Origin of the sequence: Priestia sp. SIMBA_032 (genome assembly GCF_046535215.1) — a bacterium.
GTDB classification, from domain to species: domain Bacteria; phylum Bacillota; class Bacilli; order Bacillales; family Bacillaceae_H; genus Priestia; species Priestia aryabhattai.
This window is the reverse complement of the sequence record NZ_JAWRXD010000513.1, coordinates 1-278: the sequence shown is the minus strand read 5'-3', so window position 1 is coordinate 278 and position 278 is coordinate 1. Positions and strand designations below refer to the sequence as shown.

Annotated in this window: 1 protein-coding gene; it reads left to right on the top strand. The window is 35.6% G+C overall.

Annotated features, from left to right (window positions below; all coding sequences use genetic code 11):
* Positions 1-108 precede the first annotated feature (108 nt).
* Positions 109-278: dipicolinate synthase subunit DpsA (locus SB717_RS35345; RefSeq protein WP_410907590.1), on the top strand; the 170-nt coding region annotated here is incomplete at its 3' end.

Here is a 278-nt window from a genome sequence, read left to right as displayed (position 1 = left end):
ATTTGGATTTTCAATCACCATAAACTCGTACATTACATATGATGTGGAGGAAAAAGAAAAAGTAGGCACTTTTCTTATAAATGACAGAAAAAGAAGGTGAATTAGGGAATGTTGACTGAGATGCATATTGCTGTCATAGGAGGAGATGCAAGGCAGCTAGAAGTAATTCGTAAGCTAGTTGAATTGGATGCGAAACTTTCTTTGATAGGGTTTGATCAGTTAGATCATGGTTTCACAGGGGCAGCAAAAGAAAGTATACAAAATTTAGATTTCACTTC